General features: G+C 57.3%; 20 protein-coding genes. 6 read left to right on the top strand and 14 right to left on the bottom strand.

What is annotated here, in order from left to right:
• Nucleotides 1-2: 2 nt before the first annotated feature.
• Nucleotides 3-2,081, top strand: coding sequence for a 4-alpha-glucanotransferase (malQ, locus tag IM267_RS19265; RefSeq protein WP_193034086.1), 2,079 nt, complete (start codon nucleotides 3-5; stop codon nucleotides 2,079-2,081).
• Between the two features lie 87 nt (nucleotides 2,082-2,168).
• On the opposite strand, the gene gntT is transcribed toward malQ, so the two are convergent.
• The 3 genes from gntT to gntX form a co-directional block, all read right to left on the bottom strand.
• Nucleotides 2,169-3,485, bottom strand: coding sequence for a gluconate transporter (gene gntT / locus IM267_RS19260; protein WP_063449523.1), 1,317 nt, complete (start codon nucleotides 3,483-3,485; stop codon nucleotides 2,169-2,171).
• Between the two features lie 363 nt (nucleotides 3,486-3,848).
• Nucleotides 3,849-4,424, bottom strand: a complete 576-nt coding sequence (nfuA, locus tag IM267_RS19255; protein ID WP_063449522.1) for a Fe-S biogenesis protein NfuA — start codon at nucleotides 4,422-4,424, stop codon at nucleotides 3,849-3,851.
• A gap of 61 nt (nucleotides 4,425-4,485) precedes the next feature.
• Complete coding sequence (gene gntX, locus IM267_RS19250) at nucleotides 4,486-5,166, bottom strand: DNA utilization protein GntX (RefSeq protein WP_063865709.1); 681 nt, start codon at nucleotides 5,164-5,166, stop codon at nucleotides 4,486-4,488.
• A gap of 36 nt (nucleotides 5,167-5,202) precedes the next feature.
• Here gntX and bioH point away from each other — a divergent pair, with 36 nt between their 5' ends.
• On the top strand, nucleotides 5,203-5,985 hold the full coding sequence (gene bioH / locus IM267_RS19245) for a pimeloyl-ACP methyl ester esterase BioH (RefSeq protein ID WP_063865711.1): 783 nt from the start codon (nucleotides 5,203-5,205) through the stop codon (nucleotides 5,983-5,985).
• On the opposite strand, the gene feoC is transcribed toward bioH, so the two are convergent.
• The 5 genes from feoC to greB all read right to left on the bottom strand — a co-directional run bounded on the left by feoC (nucleotide 5,960) and on the right by greB (nucleotide 11,995).
• Nucleotides 5,960-6,196: a [Fe-S]-dependent transcriptional repressor FeoC gene (gene feoC, locus IM267_RS19240; protein WP_107534079.1), complete on the bottom strand. Its 237-nt coding sequence runs from the start codon at nucleotides 6,194-6,196 to the stop codon at nucleotides 5,960-5,962. The two genes, bioH and feoC, sit on opposite strands and share 26 nt — an antisense overlap.
• 11 nt (nucleotides 6,197-6,207) lie before the next feature.
• Nucleotides 6,208-8,526, bottom strand: a complete 2,319-nt coding sequence (feoB, locus tag IM267_RS19235) for a Fe(2+) transporter permease subunit FeoB (RefSeq protein WP_193034085.1) — start codon at nucleotides 8,524-8,526, stop codon at nucleotides 6,208-6,210.
• Nucleotides 8,527-8,556: 30 nt separating this feature from the next.
• The gene (gene feoA, locus IM267_RS19230) at nucleotides 8,557-8,784 is read right to left on the bottom strand and encodes a ferrous iron transporter A (RefSeq protein WP_006812243.1); all 228 of its coding nucleotides are present in this window, start codon (nucleotides 8,782-8,784) and stop codon (nucleotides 8,557-8,559) included.
• A gap of 319 nt (nucleotides 8,785-9,103) precedes the next feature.
• Complete coding sequence (locus IM267_RS19225) at nucleotides 9,104-11,434, bottom strand: Tex family protein (protein WP_193034122.1); 2,331 nt, start codon at nucleotides 11,432-11,434, stop codon at nucleotides 9,104-9,106.
• A gap of 87 nt (nucleotides 11,435-11,521) precedes the next feature.
• On the bottom strand, nucleotides 11,522-11,995 hold the full coding sequence (greB, locus tag IM267_RS19220) for a transcription elongation factor GreB (RefSeq protein ID WP_193034084.1): 474 nt from the start codon (nucleotides 11,993-11,995) through the stop codon (nucleotides 11,522-11,524).
• 228 nt (nucleotides 11,996-12,223) lie between these two features.
• Here greB and ompR point away from each other — a divergent pair, with 228 nt between their 5' ends.
• On the top strand, nucleotides 12,224-12,943 hold the full coding sequence (gene ompR, locus IM267_RS19215; RefSeq protein WP_001157751.1) for a two-component system response regulator OmpR: 720 nt from the start codon (nucleotides 12,224-12,226) through the stop codon (nucleotides 12,941-12,943).
• On the top strand, nucleotides 12,940-14,286 hold the full coding sequence (envZ, locus tag IM267_RS19210; protein WP_003861615.1) for a two-component system sensor histidine kinase EnvZ: 1,347 nt from the start codon (nucleotides 12,940-12,942) through the stop codon (nucleotides 14,284-14,286). The genes ompR and envZ overlap by 4 nt, the downstream gene beginning before the upstream one ends.
• A 124-nt stretch (nucleotides 14,287-14,410) precedes the next feature.
• Here the strand turns inward: envZ and pckA are convergent, their stop codons facing one another.
• Nucleotides 14,411-16,030, bottom strand: coding sequence for a phosphoenolpyruvate carboxykinase (ATP) (pckA, locus tag IM267_RS19205; RefSeq protein ID WP_063865721.1), 1,620 nt, complete (start codon nucleotides 16,028-16,030; stop codon nucleotides 14,411-14,413).
• 375 nt (nucleotides 16,031-16,405) lie between these two features.
• Between pckA and IM267_RS19200 the strand changes: the two genes are divergently transcribed.
• A complete protein-coding gene (locus IM267_RS19200; protein WP_193034083.1) occupies nucleotides 16,406-18,163 on the top strand; it encodes a DUF4153 domain-containing protein in 1,758 nt (585 codons plus the stop codon).
• Between the two features lie 122 nt (nucleotides 18,164-18,285).
• Here the strand turns inward: IM267_RS19200 and hslO are convergent, their stop codons facing one another.
• From hslO to IM267_RS19180, 4 genes are all read right to left on the bottom strand, one after another.
• Entirely contained in the window at nucleotides 18,286-19,170 is an 885-nt protein-coding gene (gene hslO / locus IM267_RS19195; protein ID WP_006812239.1) for an Hsp33 family molecular chaperone HslO, read from the bottom strand.
• A gap of 18 nt (nucleotides 19,171-19,188) precedes the next feature.
• Nucleotides 19,189-19,590, bottom strand: coding sequence for a ribosome-associated heat shock protein Hsp15 (hslR, locus tag IM267_RS19190; protein WP_063449514.1), 402 nt, complete (start codon nucleotides 19,588-19,590; stop codon nucleotides 19,189-19,191).
• On the bottom strand, nucleotides 19,587-20,270 hold the full coding sequence (gene yrfG, locus IM267_RS19185) for a GMP/IMP nucleotidase (RefSeq protein ID WP_006812237.1): 684 nt from the start codon (nucleotides 20,268-20,270) through the stop codon (nucleotides 19,587-19,589). Before yrfG ends, hslR begins: the two co-directional genes overlap by 4 nt.
• Before the next feature lie 64 nt (nucleotides 20,271-20,334).
• Nucleotides 20,335-22,473: an intracellular growth attenuator family protein gene (locus tag IM267_RS19180; protein WP_193034082.1), complete on the bottom strand. Its 2,139-nt coding sequence runs from the start codon at nucleotides 22,471-22,473 to the stop codon at nucleotides 20,335-20,337.
• Nucleotides 22,474-22,800: 327 nt separating this feature from the next.
• Between IM267_RS19180 and nudE the strand changes: the two genes are divergently transcribed.
• Nucleotides 22,801-23,361 (top strand): ADP compounds hydrolase NudE, encoded by a 561-nt coding sequence (gene nudE / locus IM267_RS19175; protein ID WP_063449510.1) that lies wholly within the window; start codon nucleotides 22,801-22,803, stop codon nucleotides 23,359-23,361.
• Between the two features lie 93 nt (nucleotides 23,362-23,454).
• On the opposite strand, the gene mrcA is transcribed toward nudE, so the two are convergent.
• Entirely contained in the window at nucleotides 23,455-26,007 is a 2,553-nt protein-coding gene (mrcA, locus tag IM267_RS19170; RefSeq protein WP_193034081.1) for a peptidoglycan glycosyltransferase/peptidoglycan DD-transpeptidase MrcA, read from the bottom strand.
• Nucleotides 26,008-26,059 lie beyond the last annotated feature (52 nt).

Raw genomic sequence — 26,059 nt, 5'->3', positions numbered from 1 at the left:
CGATGGAGAGTAAACGTCTGGACAGTGCCGCGCAGGCGGCGGGAATTAGCCTCAGTTACATCAATGCGCACGGCAAACCGCAGTCTATTGGTGCGGACACCAAAAGACGTTTGCTGGATGCCATGCATAAAACCGACGCGAAAGCGTCGGGTATGCCAATGCCGAACGTGAAGGTCTTTACCGCAGGCAAAAAGATGCCGCTGATGGTGGAAGGGCGCGGCGAATTCAGCTGGCTGCTCACTACCGAAGAGGGGCACCAGCACAAAGGCCACGCCACCGGCGGCAAAACGTTAAACCTTCCGGCGAAGCTGCCGGAGGGCTACCACAGCCTGACGCTCACCCAGAATGACAGCCGCTTTCACTGTCGGGTGATCGTCGCGCCGAAGCGCTGCTATGAGCCGCAGGCGCTGCTCGAAGGCAAAAAACTGTGGGGCGCCTGCGTGCAGCTCTATACGCTGCGTTCCGACAGCAACTGGGGCATCGGCGATTTTGGCGACCTGAAGAATATGCTGGTATCCGTGGGGGAGCGCGGCGGGGCGTTTATCGGCCTCAACCCGATCCACGCCCTCTATCCGGCTAACCCGGAAAGCGCGAGCCCGTACAGCCCGTCTTCCCGCCGCTGGCTGAACGTGATTTACATCGACGTTAACGCGTTAGACGATTTCAAAAACAGCAAAGAGGCGCAGGCCTGGTGGAAGCTGGACACCACGCAGCAGATGCTGAAACAGGCTCGCGATGCGGAGTGGGTGGACTATGCCACCGTGACCGCGCTGAAAATCGCGGCGCTGCGTCTGGCATGGAAGGGCTTTGCGAAGCGTGACGACGAACAGATGGCAGCCTTCCGCCAGTTTGTGATGCAGGAGGGTGAGAGCCTGTACTGGCAGGCGGCGTTTGATGCGCTGCACGCGTATCAGGTGCAAGAGGACGAGATGCGCTGGGGCTGGCCGGTGTGGCCGGAAGCGTATCAGTCCGTGGATACCCCGGAAGTGAAAGCGTTCTGTAAGACGCATGCCGACGAGGTGGATTTCTATCTCTGGTTGCAGTGGCTGGCGTACAGCCAGTTTGCCGCCTGCTGGCAGGTGAGCCAGGGCTATAACATGCCGGTCGGGCTGTATCGCGATTTGGCCGTCGGCGTGGCGGAAGGCGGAGCGGAAACCTGGTGTGACCGTGAGCTTTACTGCCTGAAGGCTTCCGTGGGTGCGCCGCCGGACATCCTGGGCCCGCTCGGTCAGAACTGGGGCCTGCCGCCGATGGATCCGCACGTGATGGCGGCGCGTGCCTACGAGCCGTTTATCGACCTGCTGCGCGCGAACATGCAGAACTGCGGGGCGCTGCGTATCGATCACGTGATGTCCGTGCTGCGTCTGTGGTGGATCCCGTACGGTGAAACGGCCGATCACGGGGCGTACGTGCAGTATCCGGTGGACGATCTGCTGTCGATCCTCGCGCTGGAGAGTCAACGTCATCAGTGCATGGTGATTGGTGAAGATCTCGGTACGGTGCCGGTTGAGATTGTCAGCAAGCTCCGCGACAGCGGGGTTTACTCCTACAAAGTGCTCTATTTTGAAAACGACCATGAGAAAACCTTCCGCGCGCCGAAAGCGTACCCTGAACAGTCAATGGCAGTCGCGACGACGCACGATCTTCCTACGCTCAGAGGCTACTGGGAAAGCGGTGACCTGACGCTCGGCAAAACGCTGGGTCTCTATCCTGATGAAGAGGTTCTGCGCGGGCTGTATCAGGATCGCGAGCTGGCGAAGCAGGGGCTGCTGGACGCGCTGCATAAGCATGGCTGTCTGCCGAAGCGCGCCGGGCATAAGGCATCGCTGATGTCGATGACGCCAACGCTTAACCGTGGCTTACAGCGCTATATTGCCGACAGCAACAGCGCGTTGCTCGGCCTGCAACCCGAAGACTGGATTGATATGGCGGAGCCGGTGAACGTTCCCGGCACCAGCTATCAATACAAAAACTGGCGTCGCAAGCTCTCCACTACGCTTGAGAAGATGTTTACGGATGACGGCGTGAACAGGCTGATTAAGGATTTGGATAAGCGGCGAAAAGCAGCCGGGAAGAAGTGATAAAAAACCCGCCAGTGGCGGGTTTTTTATTATCAGGTCGTGCTCATGTAGGTCGGGTAAGGCGTAGCCGCCACCCGACTTAGGGCATCAGACCACCATATTCAACAGCAGCACCCCGACCAGGCCACACACCGAAATAATGGTTTCCAGCGCGGACCAGGACTTGATGGTTTCACCGATGGTCAGGTTGAAGTACTCCTTGAACAGCCAGAAGCCCGGATCGTTCACGTGGGAGAAAATCACGCTACCGGAACCGACCGCGATAACCATCAGCTCAGGGCTGACGCCCGTCGTGGCAATCAGCGGTGCAACGATGCCACCCGCGGTGATCGCCGCAACGGTCGCAGAACCCAGCGCAATACGCAGAACGGCGGCGATTGACCACGCCATCAGCAGCGGGGAGACGTTGGTTTCGTGCATCATGGCAGCGATGTATTTATCCACGCCGCTGTCGACCAGCACCTGCTTGAACGCGCCGCCGCCGCCGATGATCAGCAGCATCATGGCGATGATTTTGATGGAAGAGGTCAGCGTATCGTTGATCTGATCCATGGAGCGACCACGGTTAAGACCGAAGGTGAACATCGCAATCAATACCGCAATCAGCGTTGCCATTACCGGGTCGCCCAGGAACTCTGCAACGGACAGGAACGCGTGACCTTTCGGCAGAACCATCTCTGCTACGGCACGCATCGCCATCAGGATCACCGGCACCAGTGAGGTCCAGACGCTGACGCCAAAGCCCGGCATCTCTTCTTCTGAGAAGGTTTTGGCGCTGTACAGGCCTTCCGGGATGGGCTTATCAATGCCTTTCAGGAAGCGTGCATAAACAGGGCCCGCCAGGATAACCGTTGGGATCGCCAGAATCGTACCGAACAGCAGGGTTTTACCCATATCGGCGTGGAAGATGGTGGCGATAGCGGTTGGGCCCGGGTGCGGCGGCAGGAAGCCGTGAGTGACGGACAGCGCCGCAGCCATCGGCACGCCCACGAACAGCAGCGGGATGTTGGCGGCAGCGGCGATGGTGAACACCAGCGGCAGCATCAGCACGAAGCCCACTTCATAGAACAGCGCGAAACCGACGGTAAAACCGGTTAAGACCACCGCCCACTGGATATGCTGCTTGCCAAATTTATCGATAAGCGTGGTGGCAATACGCTGCGCGCCACCGCAGTCCGCGAGCATTTTACCCAGCATGGCGCCGAAGCCCATGATCAGCGCCAGGCTGCCGAGCGTACCGCCGACACCGGCTTTGATGGAGCTGATAACTTTAACCAGCGGCATTCCCTGCATCAGACCGACTGCAAGTGCCACCAGAACCAGAGCGATAAATCCGTTCATTTTGAAGCGGATCATCAAGAGCAGTAATAACACAACACCGATAGCGACGATGACTAATGGCATGATTGACCTGGCCTTTGAATTGTTATGGGTAACGTCATTGTTTCAACGACAAATTCCGGTTGTCCCAACTGGGAACAGAGCGTTAACGGCACTCATACTGATGCCTGCGAAAACGTTAAGTTTAGTCGGCTGTTATAGGGGTGTTGAGTGCCCATGGGAATGATACGGGTAACATACTGTGATTGAGAATCACCCAGGGAGGCAAAATGTGAATTATGAGACGCAGGTCAACATATGGAGTGAGATCGGCGGGAAAACAAAAGCCGGGTGGCGGCTTCGCCTTACCCGGCCTACGAGCCTTGCAGACTGTGTTTATAGGCCCGATAAGCGCAGCGCCACCGGGCAATACAGACGGGTTCTGAATTAGTAGTAAGAGTGCTCGCCGCGCTGGTGCTCGGTCAGATCGCGCACGCCTTTCAGTTCAGGGAATTCGTTCAGCAGCTGCTTCTCGATCCCTTCTTTCAGGGTAACATCGACCATGGAGCAGCCGTTACAGCCGCCGCCGAATTGCAGGATCGCCAGACCCTCTTCGGTGATTTCCATCAGGGAAACTCGTCCACCGTGGCCGGCAAGCTGTGGGTTGATCTGCGATTGCAGCAGATATTCCACGCGCTCCATCAGCGGGGCATCGTCAGAGACTTTACGCATCTTCGCGTTTGGCGCTTTCAGCGTCAACTGAGAGCCCAGCTGGTCGGTAACGAAATCAATCTCCGCATCTTCAAGATACGGCGCGCTCAGCTCATCAACGTACGCGGTGAGCTGTTCAAATTTAAGGGCAGTGTCAGTTGCTTCCACGGCATCCGGAGGACAATAAGAGACACCACATTCTGCATTCGGAGTGCCTGGGTTGATCACAAACACGCGGATCTGCGTCCCTTCTTCCTGATTTGCCAGCAGTTTGGCAAAGTGCGCTTGTGCAGAATCGGAAATACGGATCATAGCTTTGGCCTAATAGTTGACTAAATTACCTGGGTATAATCATACGCCCATTGGAGAAGGGCTACAAGGTACGGCACAGACACCATACCTGAACTGACGCGGCGCCGCTTTGCAAAAGCAGTCGGGAAAGTTCAGCGACGGTACTGCCCGTGGTGACGACATCATCCACAATCGCGATATGGAGACCGTTGACCGGCAATTCAAGGCGAAAGGCGTTTTTCAGGTTCCTTTTGCGCAGCCGGGCATTGAGGCGGTGCTGAACCGCAGTGGCATGTACGCGCTTCAGCGCGCAGGCAGCGTACCGACAGCCCAGCCAACGGGCGAGCGGACGGCACAGCAGGTCGCTTTGATTATATCCCCGCTGCCAGTGGCGACGCCGAAAGAGGGGCACGTTCATAATCAGGTCGATCTTCGGCAACCCCCGCGTTCGCCGCGCCTGCAAGACCGCCAGTAATAGCAGACGCGCCAGCGGCTTCGCCAGGCGGGTCTGGCTGGAAAACTTAAACTGATGAACCAGACGGCTCAGCGGCAAAACGTAATCATCCACCGCCACCAGCGCGCGCCAAGGCGGCGCTTTTTTCAGGCATCGCCCACAGGGGAGCGTCTGGCTGACGGCAGGCAAGCCGCATTGCGGGCAGCCCTTCAGCCAGCCCAGCGCGCGCGTACAAACGGAACAGACGCCCCACTTACTCAGCGCAAGCGGCATTCGGCATAGCCAGCACAAGCCGGGCACTGTTAGCATACGCAACCTCCATGTAAAAAAAGAGAACGATAGCTGATGAAGACGCTGTGGTGGCAGACCGTTGGAACGGGAAATTGTCATCTTGTGCTGCTGCACGGATGGGGACTGAACGCCGAAGTGTGGCGTTGCATAAGTGAGGAACTGGCCTCGCAATTTACGGTGCACCTGGTCGATCTGCCGGGGTATGGCCGCAGCCGCGGCTATGGTGCGATGACGCTCGACGACATGGCGAAGCAGGTTCTGGATGCCGCGCCGCAAAAAGCCGTCTGGCTCGGCTGGAGCCTGGGCGGGCTGGTGGCAAGCCAGATTGCGCTGAGCCATCCTGAGCGGGTGCAGGCGCTGGTGACCGTGGCCTCATCACCCTGCTTCAGCGCCCGCGAGGCGTGGCCGGGCATTAAACCCGAGGTGCTCGCCGGTTTCCAGCACCAGCTGAGCGAAGACTTCCAGCGGACGGTGGAGCGTTTTCTGGCGCTACAAACCATGGGGACAGAAACCGCCCGTCAGGACGCACGGACGCTGAAGCAGACGGTGCTTTCCCTGCCGATGCCGGACGTTGAGGTACTGAACGGTGGGCTGGAAATCCTGAAAACGGTCGATCTGCGCGAGCCGCTGGCGTCGCTGGCGGTGCCGCATCTGCGTATTTATGGCTACCTGGATGGGCTGGTTCCGCGCAAGGTGGTTCCGCTGCTGGATGCGCTGTGGCCGGAGAGTCAGTCACGGGTGGTTGCCAAAGCGGCACATGCGCCTTTCATCTCTCATCCTGCTGAGTTTTGTTCGGCGCTGTCCGGTTTTATTAGCGAAGCGTCCACCACTCCCTGAGGCAGGCTTTACCTTCCGGGCAATGTTTACAGCTGCCGGACAGACAACCGTCCGGCTCTTCCTGAATGCGCACGACTTTTCCCATGGCCTCCAGCCTTTCCAGCATGGCATCGATCATCGGCTGCGGCGTATGCAGGCTGAGGCTGAGCTGCTTCGCCTCCATTCGCCCCTGCAACGCCAGTAAGTCCCGGACCTGAATCAACGATGCCATCGCTTTCCTCCTCAGTGACAGTCGCCCGCAGGGCTGCTACAGCAGGTGGTTGGGGTTTTGCGCGTCGCCAGCAGATTAATGTCAACGCGGCTACGCGCCCGGCGCAGCAGGCCAATCACCAGCACGTTGAACAGGATCACCGCCAGAATACAGACCAGGCTGTAGCGCGGATGCTGACTGTAATTGACGGTCTGATAAAACACCGTCGCCAGCGAGTAGGCAATGTTCAGCCCCCAGAGAATGGAGAAGCCCATCCAGCCGCGGCTGGACTCGCGGGCAATGGCGCCCATCACCGAGATGCACGGAATATAGAGCAGGACGAAGATCAGGTAGCTGTAGGCCGCTGACGCGCTGCTAAATTTCTGGCCCATCACGCCCATTGCCCCGGTCGCCATTTCGCCGTCGCCTTTGCTGGCTTCAATCGGGTTCGCCAGCACGCTCAGGCTGAAGGTATCTTTCAGACTCTGCCAGGTCTCTTCCACCGCGCCGAGCAGTTCATCGCCGAGGTGGAACGCCGCCGGATTAAACTCCTCTTCCTGGATATTCTCAGCGGTGTAGAGCGTGTTCAGGGTGCCGACCACCACCTCTTTCGCCATCGCGCCGGTGAACAGGCCCACGGTTGCCTGCCAGTTGTCTTCCTGAACGCCAATCGGTTTGAAGACCGGCGTAATGATCCGGCTGACGGAGGCGAGGGCGGAATCGTTAATGTTGTCCGCCGCCTGGCCGCTCAGGGTGAAGCTGTTCAGGGCGCTCAGGAAAATGCTGACGATAACAATCACCTTACCGGCGCGCAGAACGAAGCCCTTGAGGCGCTGCCATGTCTGAATGACCAGACTTTTCAGGTGCGGAACGTGATACACCGGCAGCTCCATCACGAACGGCGACGCTTCGCCGCGCATGATGGTGTGCTTCAGCATCAGGCCGGTGAGGATCGCCATCACAATACCCAGCACATACAGGGAGAAGACGGCCAGCGCCCCTTCCTGACCAAAGAACGCCGCGGCAAAGACCGCGAAGATCGCCAGACGCGCGCCGCAGGACATGAACGGTGCCATCATGATGGTCATCAGGCGTTCGCGCGGTGCATCCAGCGTACGCGCGCCCATCACAGACGGCACGTTACAGCCGAAGCCGACAATCAGCGGCACGAACGATTTGCCCGGCAGCCCCAGCGCCTGCATCAGGCGGTCCATCACGAAGGCCGCGCGCGCCATGTAGCCGGAATCCTCAAGGAAGGAGAGGAACAGGTACATCATGCCAATTTGCGGCACCAGCGGGAGGACGGTGTTGATCCCGCCGCCGATCCCCTGCGCAAGGAAGATAGTCAGCCATTCCGGGAAGTGGAAGGTATAGCCCAGCCACTGAATGCCGTGCACGAAGATAGCGACAGAGCCGCCATCAAAGATAGGTTGTAATGCACCGCCGATGTTAATGGCGAGCAGGAACATCACGTACATCACCAGTAGAAAGATCGGCAAACCGAGGAAGCGGTTGAGCACAATCTTATCCACGGCGGCGGTGAAGCGGCTCGGTTCAGCGGTTAAGGCATTACTGACCACGTCACAAATCGCGGCGATGGCCTGATAGCGCGCATCGGCAATGTGCAGGGCCGGGTCATCCAGCTCGTCGCTCAGGCGGGCCAGCGCAACGTCCAGCTTATCCGCCGCATCGCCCGCGTAGGCGCGGCTGTAGATATCGCCTTCCAGCATTTGCAGGCCAAGCCACAGGCGCTGTCTGGCGGGCATGGTGTTGTCCATCTCCTGCGCCAGCTGTCTGGCTTCGCGCAGCAGCGGCTGGGCGTAGTGCACCAGCTCGACGTCGGCATTGCCCGCGTGGCGGTCAATCGCCAGCTTCAGGGCGTCAATGCCGCGCGCGCGGGTAGAAACCAGCGGAACCACCGGGCAGCCCAGACGGGCGGAGAGGGCGTCGACGTCGATGCGCAGCTTTTGCTTTTCCGCGATGTCGAGCATGTTGAGCGCCACGATGCAGGGAATACCCAGCTCAAGCAGCTGTAACGTGAGATACAGATTGCGCTCGAGGTTGGAAGCATCCACCACGTTGATGAGCATATCCGCGTCGCCGCTCAGAATATAGTGGCAGGCAATTTGCTCATCGAGAGAGGTCTGGGAGGAAATCGTAGTGAGGGAATAAGTTCCCGGTAAATCAACCAGCGTGACCTGGTTATCCGTCGTGGTGAACTGGCCTTCTTTGCGTTCAACCGTTACGCCTGCCCAATTTCCCACGCGCTGGCGCGCGCCGGTTAGCTGATTAAATAAGGTTGTCTTGCCGGAATTAGGATTGCCAATTAAGCCAATAGTTAATTTTTTCATTGTAGTAGACTCACTGAAACCGCTGGCTTGTTAACGGGATAAAGATTCAACTTCAATTAATGCGAGATCTTTTTTTCGCAGAACCAGATTAACGCGTCGGGTTTCGATATGAATGGGGTCGCCCAACGGCGCGACGCGCACCACCTGGAATGATGAGCCGGGTAGCATACCCAGTGACAGCAGCTTCTGCCGATAGGCCGGGCTTATCTCACGGGTAAAACCGATAATTTTCCACGCACTGTCTGGAGTGAATTGCATAGCGCCTGATTCCACGAGAGGTTAAATAATCTACACTGCGATGATAATGAGAATAGTTTTTATCAGCAATAATAAAAATGTGACGGGATGTTGTTAAACGTATTATTTTGCGGTCGGATTGACCTTGCTCAATATTTGCGGAAGTACCGAAAGGGAAGAATAAATGTATTTTGTTAACGGAGTGATAAATAGTGGTTTAAATATGGATACACCATATTTATTTTAATTTCCTGCGGCCTGCTTGCCGGGCGGCACTGCATTTGCCCGGCCTACAAAATCGTAGGCCCGGTAAGCGTAGCGCCACCGGGCATTTACAGATTTAGCGTTTCTTACCCATTGCCGCTGCCAGCGCATCCATCATCGCGCTGTTGCCCGCCGGCTGTGCGTCGCGTCCGCGTGGCTTCGCGGCTTTCGCTGTAGGGCGCTGCTGTTCACGGCCACCGCCATTACCGCCACGGCGCGCGCTGGTGTCGCCCGGCTGCTCGTCCAGACGCATGGTCAGGGCGATACGCTTGCGCTGGAGATCCACTTCCAGCACTTTCACCTTCACGATGTCGCCCGCTTTGACCACGGTGTGCGGATCTTCAACGAACTTGTCGGCGAGAGACGAGATATGCACCAGACCATCCTGATGCACGCCGATATCCACAAACGCGCCGAAGTTGGTCACGTTGGTCACCGCACCTTCCAGCACCATGCCCGGGAGCAGGTCATTCATGGTTTCCACGCCGTCAGCAAAGGTCGCGGTTTTGAACTCAGGGCGCGGATCGCGGCCCGGTTTTTCCAGCTCTTTGATGATGTCGGTCACCGTCGGCACGCCGAACTGTTCGTCGGTGAAATCCACCGCCTTCAGGTTACGCAGCGCGCTGCTGTCGCCCATCAGGTCTTTCAGCGCCTGCTGGGTGGCGGCCAGAATACGCTCAACGACCGGGTACGCTTCCGGGTGAACAGTGGAGGCATCCAGCGGGTTATCGCCGTGGTTGATGCGCAGGAAGCCCGCGCACTGCTCAAACGCTTTCGGCCCGAGGCGGCTCACCTTCAGCAGCTGCTGGCGGTTCTGGAACTGACCGTTCTCATCGCGCCAGGCGACGATATTCTGCGCCATCATGCGGGTCAGGCCTGCCACGCGGGTCAGCAGGGGCACGGAAGCGGTGTTCAGGTCCACGCCGACGGCGTTAACGCAGTCTTCCACCACCGCATCCAGCTTGCGCGCCAGCTGCGTCTGGCTCACGTCGTGCTGATACTGGCCCACGCCAATGGATTTCGGGTCGATCTTCACCAGCTCCGCCAGCGGATCCTGTAAACGACGGGCAATAGAGACCGCGCCGCGCAGGGAAACGTCCAGGTCAGGGAACTCCTGCGCCGCCAGTTCTGAGGCGGAATAGACCGATGCCCCCGCCTCGCTGACGATCACCTTCTGCGCCGTCACTTTCGGGAACTGCTTCTGCACGTCAAGATAGAAACGCTCGGTTTCGCGGGACGCCGTACCGTTACCGATGGCGACCAGCTCGACGTTATATTTTTCACACAGCGCAGCCACGACCGTCGCCGCCTTAGCCGCCTGGCCGGTGTGCGGGTAAATGGTGTCGGTGGCGACCAGCTTGCCGGTGCCGTCAACGACCGCCACCTTCACGCCGGTACGCAGACCCGGATCGAGCCCCATGGTGGCACGCAGGCCAGCGGGGGCGGCCATCAGCAGGTCGTGCAGGTTACGGGCGAAGACGTTGATCGCTTCGTCTTCGGCGCGCTCGCGCACGGTGCCCATCAGCTCGGTTTCGAGGTGCATCAGCACCTTAATGCGCCAGGTCCAGCTCACCACGCCTTTGCGCCAGCTGTCCGCCGGGGCGTTGTTCAGGCGCAGGCCGAGGTGATCGATAATGATCTGCTCGCAGTGGCTCTCTTTTGGCGGCTCGTCAAACTGCGGATCGGCATTCAGGGAGAGTTGCAGCACGCCTTCGTTACGGCCGCGGAACATCGCCAGCGCGCGGTGGGACGGCGCGGTAGAAATCGGTTCGTGGTGATCGAAATAGTCGCGGAATTTCGCGCCTTCTTCCTCTTTGCCGGTCACCACGGTGGAGACGATATGCGCATTCTTCCACAGGTAATCACGCACTTTGGCCAGCAGCGCCGCGTCTTCGGCAAAACGCTCCATCAGAATGTAGCGAGCGCCGTCCAGCGCGGCTTTGGTGTCCGCTACGCCTTTGTCGGCGTCGATAAATTTGGCGGCTTCGGTTTCCGGGTCGTGAGACGGCTCGTTCCACAGCAGGTCGGCCAGCGGCTCAAGGCCGGCTTCGATCGCGATCTGCCCGCGCGTGCGGCGCTTCGGTTTGTACGGCAGATAGAGATCTTCAAGTTCGGTTTTGCTCAGGGTGCCGTTAATGGCTTTTTCCAGGTCACTGGTCAGCTTGCCCTGCTCGCCGATAGATTTGAGGATCGCCTGACGTCGGTCTTCCAGTTCGCGCAGATAGCCCAGACGCGTCTCCAGGTTACGCAGCTGCGTGTCATCCAGACCGCCGGTGACTTCCTTACGATAACGTGCAATAAACGGCACGGTGTTCCCTTCATCAAGCAGGCGAACGGCAGCTTCTACCTGTTCGGCTCTGGCCTGAATATCACCCGCAATAATGCGGCAGAGCGACTCTTTCATCATGGTCAGTTCATCTTGTGGATCGAAAATCAGGGGGATAGTTATACGGGCTGACACCAAAAAATGCCAGCCGGGGAGGGCGCTCTCGGACTATTTAACATACTCGATTTCGTTGACGTACCAGCTTGCTTCACCGGCGGGCGTCTGGACAACGGCTAAATCGCCCACCTCTTTTTTCAGCAGGGCGCGGGCCATCGGTGAGTCGATAGAGATGTAATCCTTACGACCGAAAATTTCATCGTAACCGACGATGCGAAAACGCAGGGTGTTGCCGTCGTCGTTTTCGATCTCCACCCAGGCGCCGAAAAAGACTTTACCTTCCTGCTGCGGGGAGTAATCGACGATTTTGAGATTCTCGAGGCACTTCGTCAGGTAGCGTACCCGGCGATCGATTTCGCGCAGCCGCTTTTTATTGTACTGGTAGTCCGCATTCTCGCTGCGATCGCCCAGGCTTGCCGCCCAGGTGACTTTTTTGGTCACTTCCGGACGCTCTTTGCGCCACAGGTAATCCATCTCTTTTTTGAGTTTTTCGTACCCTTCACGGGTGATCAGAGGCGTTTTCATGGTGCAGCCTTTAATGCCGGTTAACTGTCTTTGCGCACAATACGTAGCGCACAGTGTAACAGACAAGATTAATAATGATTTATGTGATGAAATGAACAGATAAGCTGCTGTTAAATATGCTTTGTAACAATTTCGTCTAGAATTTATACCAGAATTTGCTGGTCGAACACGTGCACTTTTTTAGAATACGCTGTTCCAGGCCTATCCGAACCTTTGGGAGTACACACAATGCAAGAGAACTACAAAATTCTGGTCGTGGATGACGACATGCGCCTGCGTGCGCTGCTGGAACGTTATCTGACAGAGCAGGGCTTCCAGGTTCGTAGCGTCGCGAACGCGGAACAGATGGATCGTCTGCTGACGCGTGAATCCTTCCACCTGATGGTGTTGGACCTGATGCTGCCTGGCGAAGACGGGCTCTCTATCTGCCGCCGCCTGCGCAGCCAGAGCAACCCGATGCCGATCATCATGGTGACGGCGAAGGGTGAAGAAGTTGACCGTATCGTCGGCCTTGAGATTGGCGCTGATGACTACATTCCTAAGCCGTTCAACCCGCGTGAACTGCTGGCGCGTATTCGCGCCGTGCTGCGTCGTCAGGCGAACGAGCTGCCGGGCGCGCCGTCTCAGGAAGAGGCAGTCATTGCATTCGGTAAGTTCAAGCTGAACCTCGGCACCCGTGAGATGTTCCGTGAAGATGAGCCAATGCCGCTCACCAGCGGCGAGTTCGCGGTGCTGAAAGCGCTGGTCAGCCACCCGCGTGAGCCGCTCTCCCGTGACAAGCTGATGAATCTGGCGCGTGGTCGTGAATACTCGGCGATGGAGCGTTCCATCGACGTGCAGATCTCTCGTCTGCGCCGCATGGTGGAAGAAGATCCGGCGCATCCTCGTTACATTCAGACCGTGTGGGGTCTGGGCTACGTGTTTGTTCCGGACGGCTCTAAAGCATGAGGCGAATGCGCTTCTCGCCGCGAAGTTCGTTTGCCCGCACGCTGTTATTGATCGTCACCCTGCTGTTCGTCAGCCTGGTGACGACCTACCTGGTGGTGCTGAACTTTGCGATCCTGCCGAGCCTTCAGCAGTTTAATAAGGTGCTGGCATACGAAGTGCGTATGCTGATGACCGACAAACTGCAACTGGAGGACGGCACGCAGTTGGTTGTTCCCCCGGCGTTCCGTCGGGAAATCTACCGTGAGCTGGGTATTTCGCTCTACTCCAACGAAGCGGCGGAAGACGCTGGCCTGCGCTGGGCGCAGCATTATGAATTCCTCAGCCAGCAGATGGCGCAGCAGCTTGGCGGCCCGACGGAAGTGCGCGTTGAGGTCAATAAAAGCTCGCCGGTTGTCTGGCTGAAAACCTGGCTGTCACCCAACATCTGGGTGCGTGTTCCGCTCACTGAAATCCATCAGGGCGACTTCTCGCCGCTGTTCCGTTACACCCTGGCGATCATGCTGCTGGCCATCGGCGGCGCGTGGCTGTTTATTCGTATCCAGAACCGACCGCTGGTCGACCTGGAGCATGCGGCATTGCAGGTCGGTAAAGGGATTATCCCACCGCCGCTGCGCGAGTATGGCGCGTCGGAAGTGCGCTCGGTGACGCGTGCGTTTAACCACATGGCGGCAGGCGTTAAACAGCTGGCGGACGACCGTACGCTGCTGATGGCCGGGGTCAGCCATGACCTTCGCACCCCGCTGACGCGCATCCGGCTGGCGACAGAGATGATGGGCGAGCAGGACGGTTATCTCGCTGAATCTATTAATAAAGATATAGAAGAGTGTAACGCCATCATCGAGCAGTTTATCGATTATCTGCGCACCGGGCAGGAAATGCCGATGGAGATGGCGGATCTGAACGCGGTGCTGGGGGAAGTGGTCGCCGCGGAAAGCGGCTATGAACGTGAAATTGCGACCGATCTTCAGGCGGGTGAGATTCAGGTACGTATGCACCCGCTCTCCATCAAACGCGCGGTGGCGAATATGGTGGTCAACGCGGCGCGCTACGGCAACGGCTGGATCAAAGTCAGCAGCGGTACGGAACTCAACCGCGCCTGGTTCCAGGTGGAAGACGATGGTCCGGGCATCAAGCCTGAGCAGCGTAAGCACCTGTTCCAGCCGTTCGTGCGCGGCGACAGCGCGCGCAGCACCAGCGGCACGGGCTTAGGCCTGGCGATTGTGCAGCGTATTGTTGATAACCATAACGGACTGCTGGAAATTGGCACCAGCGAACGGGGTGGATTGAGTATTCGCGCATGGTTACCGGTGCCGGTTTTACGGGGGCAGGTAAAAGAGAGTTAAAAAAGGGTGGCTTTAGCCACCCTTTTCGTAGGTCGGGTAAGGCGAAGCCGCCACCCGACAAGATTTATTCTCTGCGGCCTGATGCCCTCACCCCGACCCTCTCCTACAAGGAGAGGGAGAAGGGCTACAGCTTCGGACCCGCACTCACCAGCGCTTCACCTGCCGGGGTATCGGTATACTTCTCAAAGTTTTCGATAAACAGTTTCGCCAGCGATTCTGCCTTCTCGCGCCACTGTTCCGGTGAACCGTAGGTGTTGCGCGGGTCAAGGATACGCGTATCCACGCCCGGCAGCTCGGTTGGGATCGCCAGATCGAACATCGGCAGCGTAAAGGTCTCGGCGTTGTCCAGTGAACCGTCCAGGATGGCGTCGATGATGGCGCGGGTATCTTTGATGGAGATACGCTTGCCGGTACCGTTCCAGCCGGTGTTTACCAGATAGGCCTGGGCACCGGACGCCTGCATGCGTTTCACCAACACTTCCGCGTACTGCGTCGGGTGCAGCGACAGGAACGCCGCGCCGAAGCAGGCGGAGAAGGTTGGGGTTGGTTCGGTCACGCCGCGCTCGGTACCCGCCAGCTTAGCGGTAAAGCCAGAGAGGAAGTGGTACTGCGTCTGGCTGGCGGTCAGGCGGGAAACTGGCGGCAACACGCCGAACGCGTCCGCGGTCAGGAAAATCACCTTCGTGGCGTGGCCCGCCTTCGACACCGGCTTCACGATGTTGTCGATGTGGTAGATCGGATAAGACACGCGGGTGTTTTCGGTTTTGGATGCATCGTCGAAGTCGACAGAGCCATCGGCACGCACGGTGACGTTTTCCAGCAGCGCATCGCGACGAATTGCGTGGTAGATATCCGGCTCTGCCTCTTCAGACAGGCGAATGGTCTTCGCGTAGCAGCCGCCTTCAAAGTTAAACACGCCGTCGTCGTCCCAGCCGTGCTCGTCGTCGCCAATCAGACGACGTTTTGGATCGGTGGACAGCGTCGTTTTACCGGTGCCGGAAAGGCCGAAGAACACCGCCACGTCACCTTTTTCACCGACGTTCGCCGAGCAGTGCATGGAGGCGATACCGCGCAGTGGCAGCAGGTAGTTCATGACCGAGAACATCCCTTTCTTCATTTCGCCGCCGTACCAGGTACCGCCGATCAGCTGGATACGCTCGGTCAGGTTGAAGGCGATGAAGTTTTCGGAGTTCAGACCCTGCTCTTTCCACTGCGGGTTGGTGCATTTCGCGCCGTTCATCACGATAAAGTCAGGGGTGAAGTTTTGCAGTTCTTCATCGGTCGGACGAATGAACATGTTCTTCACGAAATGCGCCTGCCAGGCCACTTCAGTGATAAACCGAACGGAGAGACGGGTGTCGGCGTTAGCGCCGCAGAAAGCATCGACGATGAACAGACGCTTGCCGGAAAGCTGATGGGTGACGAGCCCTTTCAGATGCTGCCAGGTTTCAGGAGAGAGCGGTTTGTTATCGTTCTTCCCTTTGCCTTTATCGGCCCACCACAGCGTATCGCGGGTGGTATCATCTCGGACGATGTATTTATCTTTCGGCGAACGGCCGGTAAAAATACCGGTATCGACGGCGATAGCACCAAGATTCGTCAACACACCTCGCTCGTACCCTTCCAGCGCGGGATTAAGCTCTTCCTGATACAGCGTATCGTAATCGGGGTTGTAGACCACTTCCTGGACGTCGTGAATACCATAAGCCTTGAGATCTTGCGGGGTTAAACCATTAACACGCATATCACTGCTCCTTAGCCAATATGTACTGCCTGAAATTGTAGGGTTTTTCTGGGGATGTTAACCGCGACGGGGCTCATAGATTTACGTATCTGGTCAAAACCCTTACTAACGGAAAACGCTGCGACTCCAGTCACAGGGCGGGCAGATTATCGCAGGAATCGCTTTTTGGTTGGGGAAAATGTTCTTAAAAGGTTAATCTCTGGTGAATTTATCCGGAAGAATGTGAATGTAATCGCATACATGAAAGAAAATTACGTAAGGCTTACATTAGGAAAACGATTCATGTCTCCTGCAACTATGATTTCAGATATTGCCGTTGACACCCTGATATCGCTTTAATGGGACACTGTATTTTTCGTAAGCAAGGGATGAAAGATGGACAACAGTGAAACGTTATCCCCTTCCACGCGCCTGGCCGTCGTGCTGGCGGGCGCTCTACAGGGAGTGCTCTGCTATGCCATAACCTGGTACATCGGGCATGCGAAATTGCCGTCCGATACGCTGTGGTTGATGTGCGTTATTCCTGCCACCGTGGTAATGACGACCACGATGTCGCTTGCTGTGACATCGTTCAGAAAGCCTTTTTTGTGGCTGGTGCTCGGGTTGATCGGCGCGGCAGTCGCGGGTATGGGCGGCTGGCTTAAGTGGAGCGTTGCAGGACTCGAAAGCTGGAGTCTCAGAGATGAGATGCTCGTTTTCGGCTTTCATCTGCTGCTGATGACGCTGTTGGTGTTGCCATGGCTTCAGCGGCGTCTGGATCCTGTCCCGACTACCTCGTTTTACAGCGACTTTTATCAACGCAACTGGCATAACGCGCTGACGCTGCTCATTATTTTTGTTTCGAATGGTCTCTTCTGGCTGGTGCTTTTCCTCTGGGCCGAGCTTTTCGAACTTATCGGCATCGGCTTTTTTGATCGGCTTTTCTTCCATTCTGACGGGTTTATTTCAGTGGCGATTGGCGTGGTTTCAGCCAGTGCGGCCGTGCTCACGCGTATGCAGGTAAGGTTAATCCTTGCCCTGCAAAATTTGCTGACCCTCATCGCCACCGGTCTGCTTCCTCTGATGGCGGCGCTGGCGCTGCTCTTTATTGGCGCGTTGCCTTTTGTCGGCTTTGAATCCATTTCAGCCAGAATATCCGCCGCGGGCTTGCTGACCACCTTAGCGCTGCTGCTGTTATTCCTGGTGACGATAGTGTGGCATCCACAGCGTCAAACGCTGCCTTACTATGCCCCGCTGCGAGGGATGATTCGCCTTGCCGTGGCTATCGTACCCGCGTATCCGGTTCTGGCGGGATGGGCGCTGTGGCTACGCATTTCGCAATACGGCTGGTCACCCGAGCGTTTGTACGGGGTATTAATAACCATCGTGGCGCTGGTCTGGGCGGTCGGTTTTTGCGCCAGCGTCCTGATTCAGCGCCGTGAACCGCAGAAAATCCATGCGTACGTCATTCCGGCGACCGGGCTGCTTTCCCTCGTCTTCCTGGCGTTGCTCCATACCCCCGTGCTGGATCCGTGGCGAATAAGCGTCGCAAGCCATATGGCCCGCTATCAGGACGGCAGAATAACTGCGGATCAAGTCAGCCTGTATATGCTCAGTAACGCTGGACGAAAGGGGCGGGAGGCGATGCTCACGCTGCAAAACGATCCGCAGTTTATCTCTAACCCAAAACGCCAGCGTGAAATAAATGGTCTTCTCTCCGGGAACGCTGGCGGAGCAGGTAAGATGACCGTCGCGATGCTGGAAAAACAGGTCCAGCTCGCACCGGGAATGGCGCGTCCTGATAAGGCATTGTGGCAAGCCATGCTCAGCAATCAGTATCGCTTTGAGAGCTGCGATAGCGCCCAGAGTAACTGTTTACTCATGCCGCTGGATCTTAACGGCGACGGCAAGCCAGAAGCCGTGCTATTTCACTTTACCGATCGCACGATAGTGGCTTACACACAAACCGACACGGGCTGGAGGATCGCCGGGGACGCGTGGAAAATGCCGGAGGCGTTGACCAGAGAAGAACTTGACCGCGCATTGAGGCAGAGGAAAGTGAAATCTGTCGTGAAGCCCTGGGCGGATATTGAGATTTTTGGGGAGCGTGTCGATATGAGCTACGACAGTTACAATAATGCGCAGTGGCGTTAGCGCTCTTTCTTGCCGGGTGGCGCTACGCTTACCCGGCCTACAATTAGCAATCACATGAAAAAATTGCACCATTCATTGTAGGCCCGTGCGAGCATAGCGCCGCCGGGCAACTGGCTCAGAGCTTAGTGAACCTGCGGATCCGCCGGAGAGGCGTTATTGCGGATCTCCGCGATATCCATCGAATTGAACACGTAGTGCGTACCGCAGTAGTCACAGTGCATATCGATTTCACCGTCTTCCGCCATGATGCTGTCGATCTCTTCATCCGGCAGGGTTTTCAGTGCGCCAGCACAACGCTCGCGGGAACAGGTGCACTTAAATTCCACCGCCTGCGGATCGTAAACCGTCACTTCTTCTTCGTGATACAGACGCCACAGCACGTCGGTCGCCGACAGGGTGAACAGCTCTTCCGCTTTGATGGTTTCCGTCAGCGTTGCCAGATGCTCGAAATCATTGGTCTGCGCATCCTGCGCAGGCAGAACCTGGAGCAGCATACCGCCGGCGGCAGGCTGGCCGTCAACTTCACCGGTACGGATGAACAGGCGGGTTGGCAGCTGTTCGGAACGCATGAAGTAATCTTCCAGGCAGGCGGCAAGCGTATCGCCTTCCAGACCGACCACGCCCTGATAGCGCTCACCTTCTTCAGGCGAGATGGTGATGACCAGGTAGCCGTTACCGACCAGCGTTTTCAGATCGGCATTTTCAGGGATATCGCCCTGAACGCGCGCCACGCCGCGCATCTGCTGCTGGTTATTGCCGTTGATCACCGCCAGCGACATTGGGCCATCGCCCTGCAACTGTACGGTAATATCGCCTGCGAATTTCAGCGTGGCGGTCAGCAGGCTGGTGGCAACCAGCAGTTCGCCCAACAGGGTTTTCACCGGCAGCGGGTAGTTGTGGTTTTCCAGAATCTGTTTCCAGGTTTCGGATACGGTGACCAGCTCGCCGCGCACGGCGAATTGTTCAAACAGATAGCGGTGTAATTGGTCGTGTTGGGCCATTTTCATCTCTCGTGCAGGTGAGGGTTACTCGTTCTCACCGTGTTTAAATTTCATCAGATCGCGGCGCTCTTTTTTATCCGGTCGCCGGTCCGGGTGAGGCATGGTCAGCGCATTCATTTTGCGCGCCAGCGCGGTTTTCTCACGCTTCTCTATGCTCTGGGCCGTCTCTTCATAAAGCAAAACGGCTTCGGTTGCGGGCCGCCGCTGTTCGGTAATGGCTTTCACCACGACCGTTTTTTCATCGTTGCCCTGGCGAAGCGTCAACGTGGCATTCAGTTCAACCAGCTTGCTCGGTTTGCTGCGCTGGCCGTTGTAATGCACCTTTCCGCCATCAACCATTTCACGGGCAAGGGCGCGCGTTTTATAAAAACGGGCGGCCCACAGCCATTTATCCAGTCTTACCCCATCAGAGGGTTTTTCTTTCATGGCGTCTCCTTCACGGTAAGTGAGGGGATCATCCGGCGATAGTCGTTCAGCCCCGGATGTCGCAGATAGCTTTTTTCAGCCAGGCCGGAATCAGGATTGGTCACGCCCAGGCAATAGCGAATGCCAAATGCGGCCGCAGAATCCAGAATGGGCTCGCTGTCGTCGATGAACAGCGTCCGTTCCGGCTGTAAACCGGTCTCTTCCACCACGGCATGCCACAACCGCTGATCCTCTTTCGGATAACCAAATGTGTGGGTGGAAAGCAATAAATCAAGGTGTGAAGCAAGACCAGTATGTTCCAGCTTCACGGCCAGGTTATGGGGATGCGCATTTGTCAGCAAAATGCGGCGCTTACCGCAGGCTTTCAGCGCGTCCAGAAACGGGACCGTATCGTCACGCAGTACGGCGCGTGCGCCCTGGGCGGTTGTCATGGCACAAATATCCAGACCGAGTCGCTCGCTCCAGTAGTCAAGACAGTACCAGTTTAGCGTATGCTGCACCGCGCTATATTGCGAACGAATGAATTCCTGCGCTTCCGCCGGGGAGATCCCCTGCTGTTCACCGTATGTTTCCGGGACCAGCTTTTGCCAGAAATAGTTATCAAAGGCGAGATCGAGCAGCGTGCCGTCCATATCAAGCAGGACGGTATCGACCGCCTGCCAGTCGATATCAAGATGCATAAGGGGGAACTCCAGCCAGAAGAAACGTGCGCGACAGGGTAGCACAACTTGTCGCGCAGGGACGTTATCCGATCAGGCTCTCAGAAGAGGAGATCAGTTTCGGGTTAAGGCAATTTTCGTAGTAGGCCTGGATGTCTGCCAGTCGCGTGCGGGAGCGCTGGTAGCGGCGTACGGCCTGATAACCGTTCCAGACAATGCACGCCAGCATCGCAATCAGCAGCAGAGATGTTCCTACGTAGCGCCACAGGCCTGCGCTATCCGGCATGCGGTGCAGGCCAATATGACGCGTGCCGTTGGCGTCGGTAAACAGGGTAGTGACGATCCCTTCCGCGCTGAACGGCGTTCGCATCAGCATCTGCGCCAGACGCTGAAATTCGCTCCACTGTTCCTGAGCAGGATAGTCATACAGTGAAACCTGCGGATAGGGTTGATCCACCAGGTCGCTGCCTTCATCGCTGGCAATCACAAATCCGCCTGGCGCCGGGCTGTTAAGCGCCTGGGCCGCACGGGTGGTTTCTCGCAGCACGAAGGGAGCGGTAGACGTCGCCACCAGGTTATCCAGCGACTCGGCGCTGACCGGACGCAGAAGCACGTTCACGCCGTCGAGGCGTCCCGCTTCGGCGCGTTTCACCAGCGCATCCCAGTCCTTGCTGTTGCCGAGGTTGACCAGCGCGTTCTTAAGCCGGATACAGTCATCCTGAGCGGAACAGAGATCTTCAGTTTTCAGGACGATTTCGCCAAAGTCATCCAGCAGCACCATGCCCGACTTCTGGATGGCCGAGCGCAGGGCAGGGCTCACGCGAGAATCATCATCCGGTTTCGGATGGAGCTGGCGATTAATCGTCTGGGTGAGCGCAGTGGCCTTATTGACCACATCCGATTCCGGCAGCGGCAGCGGAGAGGCATCATTCCAGATGATCTGAGAGCAGTCGAACGGCGCGAACGGCGAGTTCTGGCGCGTGTTCCAGGCGCCCGGTGTGTGGATATTACACATCCCGGTACCTTTCAGCCGCAACGTATCTCCCACGCGGACACCCGCTTCTTCAAGCTGCTGGACGCTGGTGGCTTCCACGGTTTGCGCCCCTTTGATCCACGACAGGGTAAACTTAATCGGCATATCCAGCGGCACGAAGAGCAGCAACATAACGAAGACGAGCGCGGCGCCACCGGCAATCACCGCGCTGCGAAGCCAGTGCTGAAGCGGGAAGTTTTTCACTTCATCGTGCAGGGACAAATAACGTCCCTGGCGTACAACGTGGCGGTCGAGATAGATATCAATATCCGTTTTTTGGCCAAGGTCCTGCGCAATCCACGGCTGCCAGTGGCGTGGATAGATAAGATCGATGATCCCGAGCGAGATATTGTTGATATGTTCCTGATCGTTCTCGCCGAACAGTCCCCAGCGTTTTGGGGTTCCGCGCAGGCAGTGAATTTCACGTAACGACGTTTTTGCCGGCGGGGCAAATATGCCCCACAGTCCGGCGGCCAGAAGCAGTACCGCGCCACCCGCGAGCCACGGAACAAACACGTCCGGCGTCAGCAGGCAGATGAAAAAGAGCATGAACGAGACGACAATCAGCACCGCTTCGCGAATGCCATCCGGGCGGCTCAGGACGTACTCTTCATGCGTCTCCTGACGGATGTTCAGCAGTTCAATCTGCTCTGTCTCTTCACCGCGAATGGAGGCCTGCGTTCCGCTCGCGCGCTCCAGCGCAAAGCGTGGCGCTTCCTGAACATATTCGCTCAGGGTATGACCATTAAGGGAAATAACCAGCGGCAACGTATCGGTATGGATGAGCTCGACGCTGTTTTCATCGTTAATATACTGCTCCCAGAAGGGCGGCAGGTGGACTTCAACAGAATCGAGATAGTAACGCCACTTGTTGGGATCGTCGGTAGTGATGCCGTAGCGGGTAATGGAGCGCGTCACGCACAGAACGGTGTCGCTTTGTGCGTTCAGGTTAAGCGATACGGGGGCGGTGCTGGCGCCGGTAGGGCCAGGTGAAAGCCGGGATCGGTTCAGCGTGTCGAGATACTGCTCAACGGTGCTGCGTTCCTCTGGCGAGAGCTTGCGCGTGTTTGCCCCGGCGAACGCGTTTAAAAAGGGCAGCCGGTAACGGCGATGTACGCGGCGCCTGAATACCCACACCGCAATCGACGCGCAGGCCAGCACAGCAGCGAGAAAAATCAAAATGGTGCTCATGCTTTCCCCATCTTACTTATCTTCTTACAGGTGTTGTCAGTCGCACCTTTTGTACAATGAATGAGATTCTGTGGTCGGCTATCGGCAAGTATGGAGTCTAACTTGAGCATGTTGACGCGCATCCCAGTGACCGGTAATGATACCAAAGCCTGTTCCGGCGCGATATCAGCAAATTCCTGGAAACATTTCAACCTCTTGACATTTGTTTTGAAATGAGAATCGCATTCAGTTACGTTGCATAAATGTAAATAAAGAGCAATTGACATTGCCGAAACCGTGCGGCGTATCGCACAATAAAGCCAGTTCACCCAGCAAAGACCCGTCAAGATGACCAAACCCTTACAAAAGCCCACCATTCTGAATGTTGAAACCGTCGCGAAATCGCGTCTGTTTAATGTTGAAAGCGTGGATCTGGAATTCAGCAACGGCGTGCGTCGTGTTTATGAACGTATGCGCCCCTCCACGCGCGAAGCGGTGATGATTGTGCCCATTGTCGACGAGCACCTGATCCTCATTCGTGAATACGCCGTGGGCATTGAATCCTACGAGCTGGGCTTTTCCAAAGGACTGATCGACCCGGGCGAAACGGTTTTTGAAGCGGCAAACCGGGAGCTAAAAGAAGAGGTCGGTTTTGGCGCGAAGGAGCTGACGTTCCTGAAAAAGCTGAGCATGGCACCATCCTATTTTTCCAGCAAAATGAACATTGTTGTCGCGGAAGATCTCTATCCTGAATCGCTGGAAGGAGACGAGCCGGAACCGCTGCCGCAGGTTCGCTGGCCGCTGGCCCACCTGATGGATTTGCTGGAAGATCCTGACTTTAACGAGGCGCGCAACGTGAGCGCACTGTTCCTGGTGCGGGAGTGGCTGAAGGGGCAGGGGCGTTTGTAGCGCCACCTGTAAAAACGGCAACCGATGGTTGCCGTTTTGCATTACGCTGTAGGCCGGGTCAGGCGTCGTCGCCACCCGGCTTTTTTGTCGGCGTCAGAAGAGCTCGTGCGTTTCGCCGTTATCAATGATTTCGGTACCCACCTCGTGCACCGCCTGCGTGGTTGGCTGCGTGCCCTCGATGAAATACTCTGCGCGGCTGTTGCCGCCATTCGCCAGCTGCCCGGTGCTGCGGTCAATATTGACCGTGACAATGCCCGGCGGAGGCGTTAGCGGCTGCTCCGGTACGCCGTCGAGAGCGGCCTTCATGTAAGCATCCCAGGCCGGCTGCGCACTCTTCGCCCCGCCCTCGTAACCGGAAATCTGATCTTTAATCGCGCCAGAAGCGGTTGTGCGCCCCAGAGTACGGCGGTGATCGTCAAAACCAATCCAGACCGAGGTGACAACGCCCGGGCCATAACCCGAGAACCAGGCATCTTTTGAACTGTTGGTGGTGCCGGTTTTGCCGCCAATGTCGCGGCGCTGCAAATCGCGGCCCGCTCGCCAGCCGGTGCCTTGCCAGCCCGGTTCGCCAAAGATGTTGGTGTTCAGCGCGCTCTTAATCAGGAACGACAGCGGGGTGCTGATGACGTGCGGGGCATACTCCTGCGCGCCGCTCTGGGCGACCAGCGCCTGATTGGCCTGTTCCAGCTGAGGCTGCGGCACCGTCAGATTCTGACGTTCCTGAGAGATCGCCACATCTTCCATATCCTTGTTTTCAAGGACATTTGATTTTGGCGTGTCGCCGTAAATCACCGGGATATCGCATTCAGGGCAGGCAATTTTCGGCTTCGCTTCAAACAGCACACCGCCCTGATCGTTCTCGATTTTGCTGATGAAATACGGATCGACCAGGAAGCCGCCGTTCGCCATCACCGAGTATCCACGCGCGACCTGAAGCGGCGTAAAGGAGGCGGAGCCGAGCGCCAGAGATTCGGTATGGACGATGTTTTGCGCCGGGAAGCCGAAGCGTTGCAGATACTCTGCCGCATAATCAACGCCCATCGCACGCATCGCGCGAACCATGACCACGTTCTTCGACTGGCCAAGCCCCTGACGAAGACGGATAGGGCCAGCGTATTGCGCCGGAGAGTTCTTCGGCTGCCAGTCAGAGCCCGCACCGGCATCCCAGCGGGAAATGGGCACGTCGTTGAGAATACTGGCGAGCGTCAGACCTTTGTCCATCGCCGCGGTATACAGGAACGGTTTGATGTTCGAACCGACCTGACGCAGCGCCTGGGTTGCGCGGTTAAATTTGCTCTGGTTGAAATCGAACCCGCCCACCAGCGCCATCACGGCACCGTTTTGCGGATTGATGGAGACCAGGGCAGAGTTGACGTCCGGCACCTGCGCCAGCCACCAGGCATCACCGACCTGACGTACCCAGATTTGTTGTCCGGTTTGTACGACATCGGTCACTTTACGCGGCGTCGGGCCCTGAAGAGTGTCGGAGCGGTACGGACGCGCCCAGCGGACACCCTCCATGCGCAGCGACACAGAGGTGCCATCGGCCATCATTGCCACCGCTTCCTGCGGATCGGCCTGGGTTACCACCGCCGGACGCAGCGGGCCATAGGTCGGCAGCGCCTTCAGGGAATCAGTGATTTTTTGGCTGTCCCATGCGCCTTCGCCCACTCTCCACAGCACGTTAGACGGGCCGCGATAGCCGTGGCGCATATCGTAATCCATCACGTTATTACGCACCGCCTGCTGGGCAGCCTGCTGCACCTTTCGAGTCACGGTGGTGTAAACGCGATAGCCGTCTTCATACGCTTTGTCGCCGTAACGGCGCACCATCTCCTGGCGAACCATTTCCGTCAGATACGGCGATGAGAAAGCAATTTCCGGCGCATGGTAATTGGCGTCGATAACCTCGCCGCGCGCCCGATTGTAGTCATCCTGGCTGATGTAGCCTTCGCTCAGCATACGCGACAGCACCACGTTGCGACGCGCGGTGGCGCGGTCCAGCGAGTAGAGCGGGTTAAACGTGGACGGCGCTTTTGGCAGGCCGGCAATGGTCGCCATTTCGCTCAGCGTGAGCTGATCGATCGGCTTACCAAAATAGACCTGCGCCGCTGCCCCTACGCCATAGGCGCGGTAGCCCAGATAGATCTTGTTGAGGTAAAGCTCAAGGATCTCGTCTTTGCTTAACAGTTGCTCAATGCGGATCGCGAGGAACACCTCTTTGATCTTACGCATTAGCGTCTTTTCCGGGCTGAGGAAGAAGTTACGCGCCAGCTGCTGGGTAATGGTACTTGCCCCCTGAGAGGCATGACCAGAGAACAGCGCCACGCTTGCCGCACGGAAAATACCGACCGGATCCACACCGTGGTGCTCGTAAAAACGGCTGTCCTCGGTGGCGATAAAGGCCTTCACCATGACGGGCGGAATTTCATTTAAGGTCAACGGGATACGACGTTTCTCGCCGTATTGCGCCATCAGTTCACCGTCGGCGCTATAGACCTGCATAGGGATCTGGAGCCGCACATCACGAAGCGTGGCGACATCAGGTAGTTGCGGCTCGACATATTTGTACAAACCAATAATCGAGCCTGCTCCCAGCAGAATGCAACAGACTGCAAGGATCAATAAATACTTTACGAACTTCACCGGAGATTTCCCATTTGGTTTAGCCTGGGCAGTTTCTAAACAATCGCGCGGT

It is taken from the genome of Enterobacter cloacae complex sp. P15RS, assembly GCF_014895905.1.
Taxonomy (GTDB): Bacteria; Pseudomonadota; Gammaproteobacteria; order Enterobacterales; family Enterobacteriaceae; genus Enterobacter; species Enterobacter quasihormaechei.
Note: the sequence above shows the minus strand (reverse complement) of the source record. Positions and strands in the feature narration are given on the sequence as shown.